Annotated in this window: 4 protein-coding genes and 1 tRNA gene; all 5 read right to left on the bottom strand. The window is 61.5% G+C overall.

Annotation, left to right across the window (positions count from 1 at the left end):
- A partial coding sequence (locus LJE63_06575; GenBank protein ID MCG6906274.1) for a TIR domain-containing protein occupies positions 1-1,601 on the bottom strand: 1,601 nt, incomplete at its 3' end.
- Between the two features lie 63 nt (positions 1,602-1,664).
- Positions 1,665-1,829, bottom strand: a complete 165-nt coding sequence (locus LJE63_06570; GenBank protein MCG6906273.1) for a toll/interleukin-1 receptor domain-containing protein — start codon at positions 1,827-1,829, stop codon at positions 1,665-1,667.
- Between the two features lie 1,046 nt (positions 1,830-2,875).
- Positions 2,876-2,952: transfer RNA gene (locus LJE63_06565), tRNA-Arg, on the bottom strand.
- A gap of 259 nt (positions 2,953-3,211) precedes the next feature.
- The gene (locus LJE63_06560) at positions 3,212-3,973 is read right to left on the bottom strand and encodes a rhomboid family intramembrane serine protease (protein MCG6906272.1); all 762 of its coding nucleotides are present in this window, start codon (positions 3,971-3,973) and stop codon (positions 3,212-3,214) included.
- A gap of 92 nt (positions 3,974-4,065) precedes the next feature.
- A partial coding sequence (locus tag LJE63_06555) for a tellurite resistance TerB family protein (GenBank protein MCG6906271.1) occupies positions 4,066-4,749 on the bottom strand: 684 nt, incomplete at its 5' end.

Genomic DNA, 4,749 nt, shown 5'->3' with positions numbered 1-4,749 from the left:
TTTGCCGATGCCGCAAGCTTCAGCACCTGATCAGGCGGGGATGGCCGCGCCGGCCATTTCGGTTCGGGCTGCACCGTCTCCGGCATGACCGCCCGGGCCAGTGGGGTCTCAATCAACGTTCCGAAGCCGGCCCGGTCCTGGACTTCAAACGCCATCACGGCAAGGGCGGCCCGCTGCACATCGGGATCCAGCCACTCGTCGGCGGGGCACTTCTGCTTGCACCAGTTCATCAGGATCTCGGTAAAGCGGCTCATCAGGGCTGCCCGGGTTTCCCCCAGGCGGCCGTCTTGGGCGAATACGTCGATCATCACCGTCAGCATGTAGGGGTTGCGGGCCAGTTTGAGCAGACTGCGCTCGCCATCCCCTTCTTTTTTGAACTCCTCCAGAAAGGCCTCCCAGGTGCCGGGCAGCTCCCGTTTGGCGAATTCCACGACCTGGCCCTCGCGCAGAAGCTGAATCTCGACCCGCTGCAAGCCGGAGAGCTCCTCGCCGTAGTCCAGGACACGGCAGGAGACCATGAAGCGATTGCCCTTTGGCGCCCAAGTGTTGATGAAGCGGCGAAGGGCATGGACGCAATCCGCGTAGCCGGTGTGGGGCATTTCGTTTAGGGCGTCGAAGAGGCAAAAAAGCTGGCCGCGCTGAAGATAGTTCGTGAGGTTTGCGGCCAGCTCGGGCGCCGCCCAGTGGTTCGCGTCTTCCGGGCCTGACCAGCCAGCCACGATAAAGTCCTCGAGGGTCATCCCCGGTGCGAACTCGCTCAAACGCAGCACAAGCGGCAGGGGGCCGGTCTCGTCGGCCAACTCGTAGGCGAGATGCTCCAGAGCGGTGGTCTTACCGCAGCCCGGCTCGCCGAGCAGGATCACGCAGGGGTACTTGTCCGCGGCCTCCCGCAGGCTGTCCAGCTTGACCCTTACGATGTCACGTCCCTCCTGGATCCACTCGCAGTATTCGGCCGTCATGCGCTGTCGGCGGCGGCACGCCGAGCGCGGGGCCCGGGGGTCCTTCGGGGAATCGGTCCTTTCGGTGGTTTCACCAGAAAGGACAATGTAGTAAGGAGCATCCTCCGTGAACCGCTTCCGGACCCGCCGCCTGAACGCAGCTTCGGCCTCTTTCAGGGCCTCGATAGAACCAGGCGTGCCGGGCACCTTCGCCAAAAGCCGCACCAACTCGTTTAGCTGGACGTCGTACTCATAGGTCTTGCCCCGCAGGTTCAGGAGGTCGCACCCAGCCAGGGGTTTGATGGGCTCGGGCAAATCATCGGGCCTGGGTATCGGGACGTCGTCGAAGAGGACCGGGATAACTGGCTTATTCAGGCGAAGGGCGAGAGCGATCTCCCCCCGCACCACATCCTCCGGATCGTCCAGGCGGCGGCTGCCGTCAGGCCCTTGGGCCTTTAGCCAGTCCGGGCCGATCAGGGCCAGGAGCACCTGGCACGCCGTGACGGCGGCGCGGATTCGCTCGTGGAATTTTTCGCCGGATTTGATGCTCTCCCGGTCAAAAAAGATCCTCTCTGGCGGGAAGCGCAGGCAGAGATCCCGGTGCAGGGCTCGCGCGTGACCGGCAGCGTCGGTACGTCGATAGCTGATGAAGATGTCCGTCATTTTAGGGCCCCTGGGGAATTCGAGAGTTGGAGAAACAACGCCGATCAGGAGGCAAAAAATTAATCAAAGACCGCTAAAATTTGAGTCATTCTCTGATGCGGAATTTGAGTCATGGCAGCTTCTTTTACCCGAGCCGAACCAGACCCAATTCCCACGGCTGTTAAGATCGTGGGCGAGACGCCGGACAAATTCCTTATCCTGGGAGCTGTAGCTGATGAAAACGCTCATTGGCGACCACTACTGTTGGGGTGTCCATTTGCCGTCGTCCCCAGCGCGAATGGGTGCGGCTGCGCAGGACGAAAAAGAAAAGGAAGGGATCTCGTATGGGTACGCAGCTGCAAGGCAAAGGAGAGGCGATCGATGGAAGTGAGCCGCTATTGTTTCCCGATACCAGATTTGATGTTGGATTGCAAAGGTTCCGGCGTCGCCATCGCCTCCCCGAGCCGCGGCAGTCAGACCCCAATTCGGCATGCCGCTAAGCGGCCGCGCGTCCGGCAAGGGTGAACCCCGAGGTAATGATCTTGACTTGCCGCGGGTGCTTGAAAAAAAAGGGATTGTCTATCCGTGAAGCGTGATGGGGCGCCCTTCGCTTTCTGGCCAAAGTTCCAGGCATGCCTGCGCCCATCGATATCGCCGCGGCGGCCTGGCACTACTACCAGGGCGCATCCGCCCAAAGTGAAGCAGCAACGGAAAGGGCTCCGGCAGGCGAGCTTCTAAACGCGCTGTCCCTGGACAGTGTCCCGGATCAGGCCCATCCCCCGGGGCTACGCCCCGGCCCCCTATACCTGGCCCCCTATAACCAGGGCCCCTATTCCCAGACCCCCTTTGATTGGAAATCGCCTGAGAAGTTGCTCCCCGGGAAGCCTTGAAGGCTTCCCGGGGGACGATCATGCAGATCTCACTGTGGTTGGGCTGTGCGCTGTGGACGACATACCCCATCGTCTACTGGGTAAGCCTGCTTCGATTCGAGTGGCGATCGCACACGCATCCGGGAATTTCGCGAAAAATTGCGTGCGCCAAATAGATAATGGTCGGCCAGGTCGTCTATCTTGGGAGGGGGGTACGGGGGGGTATCCCCCCCCCGGGGTGGTCCCGGGAAAGGAGATTCTGGGTTTAGTTCTGCAGGCGAAGCTCCGGGGTGGGCGATCAAAAAATCAGTGGTTGCCAACCCTGGTGGGAATCCAGGCCCGAAAATTTGGTGGGGCTATAGTGGGGCAAATTCCGATAAAAGAAAAAGGGGCTACAGCACCATCACTGCAACCCCTCGATTTAATTGGTGCGCCCGGAGGGATTCGAACCCCCGGCCTACGGATTCGAAGTCCGGCGCTCTATCCAGCTGAGCTACGGGCGCACAGGCTGATTTCTATCCGTTTGATTCGGCTTCATATTACAAGGCAGTCGGATACTCAATACTTTTCATGGCGTATCGACCGCCCACTCTCTCATTTTTCATCCCGAAAACCATCCGATTGCAGTAGAATTCAGGGGGTCCCAACTAGGCTGCGGAAAATTTCCGGTGTCTCCTGCACCCGCCGGCTGACGGTGCCTTTCCCGCATGTTGAGCCGCCTTTGATTGAACTTTCAAATGGAGGGCAAGGCGCGATTCGCGATCAATGAAGCAACCGGCGCGCCTTGCTCTCATACCGCCCGATCAGGAAAAATTTTACGAGAACCAATCCCGCGATGAAGCCGCCGATGTGGGCGCCGTAGGCCACTCCGTCTCCCGGGCCGCCGCCCAACATGCCCAGCGAGCTGATCAGCTGAAACGCAAACCACACCCCGATGGCCACCAGGGCCGGCACCTCGGTGATGAAACGAAAAACCAGCACGCGCACACGCCGCTTCGGAAACAGGAGAAAATACCCACCCAAAACCCCGGAAATCGCTCCCGAAGCTCCCAGGCTGGGGACAAGCAGGTCGGCATTCAGGGCGGCGCTGGTGAAGACGTGGGCCAGGGAGGCCAGCACGCCGCAGAGGAGGTAGAAGCCGAGGTAGCGCCGGTGCCCCATCAGGTTCTCGATGTTGTCGCCGAAGATGTGAAGGTAGAGCATGTTGCCCAGCAGGTGCATAAGGCCGCCGTGCATGAACATGGAGGTCAGAAGCGTCAGGTAAACCGACAGCGGTGTTTTCCCGAGTCCGGGGACTCGGAAGCGTTCCCCGGTGGCCGGGTCCCGGACGATCCGCTCGGCGGTGACGATGTCGCGCCCGGTGAGAATCTCCTGGGGCACCGTGGACAGCGAATAGGTGAACGGCAGGTTGCTGCCCACGCCCTGCAGGAAGAAAAAGACCAGCAGGTTGACCGCGATCAGGGTCAGGTTGACAAGCGGGCGGATTCTGCGGTCGGAGTTGTCGTCACCGAGAGGAATAAACATGGTTCAACCTTTGCGGTTTCTTGGTTGAATACCGAGAGCAGCGGGGGATGGCCAGCCATCAATCGTCATCACCGCCCCGATGCTGCGGAGGATCAGGCGCGCTGCATGCCGATGGTTTCTTCCAAGGCCGAGATCGTCTCCGCGTTGAGTCCCAGCCGCTTGCCAAGGTCATCCAGATAGGCGCGCTCGGCCGGGGTGTCGACCTCGACCGCCAGCAGCGAGGCCGCGTAGAGCTGGGCGCCCAGCCCCGGACGGCCGGCAGCGGCCTTGACCAAGGCATCGGTGTTCATCGCCTTTTGCATCTCGGCAATCACAAACGCCCGGGCTTTACCGCCAATTCCCATTTCACCGAGCCTGCCGATGATGCGGTCGATTTCGTCCTTGTCGATCTGGCCGTCGCCCTTGGCTGCATTGATCATAGCCTGAAAAATAAGCCCGGCCTCCCGCTCCAGGGTCTGCTTTTGTTCGGGGGTTCGGGTTTCCTGCAACCCGGTGGGCACCTCGGTGGGCGGCTGCCCGCCTTTTTTAAGGGCCGAGTAGGCCATCGCCCCCAGCAGTCCCATGACGCCGCCGCCGAGTGCGCCTTTCATCGAACTCCCACCGCCGCCAAGCAGCGCGCCGGCCAAGGCGCCGATGCCCCCCACGGCCAGGTTGCGCTTTCCGCCCACCGCGCGGCTGGCGTCTTCGAGAACACTGCCCAGCATTCCCCCGATGGCCCCGCCGCTGCCGCCGGCGAGCATCTTCGACAACGCCTCGCCCAAGCCTCCGCCGGAGGC

The sequence above is a fragment of the Desulfobacteraceae bacterium genome, assembly GCA_022340425.1.
Classification (GTDB): domain Bacteria; phylum Desulfobacterota; class Desulfobacteria; order Desulfobacterales; family JAABRJ01; genus JAABRJ01.
Note: the sequence above shows the minus strand (reverse complement) of the source record. Positions and strands in the feature narration are given on the sequence as shown.

Bases quoted from the DNA above. Each gene is read 5' to 3' on its own strand.
- LJE63_06560 (MCG6906272.1), bottom strand. From the start codon at position 3,973: ATGTTTATTCCTCTCGGTGACGACAACTCCGACCGCAGAATCCGCCCG.
- LJE63_06570 (MCG6906273.1), bottom strand. From the start codon at position 1,829: ATGAGCGTTTTCATCAGCTACAGCTCCCAGGATAAGGAATTTGTCCGG.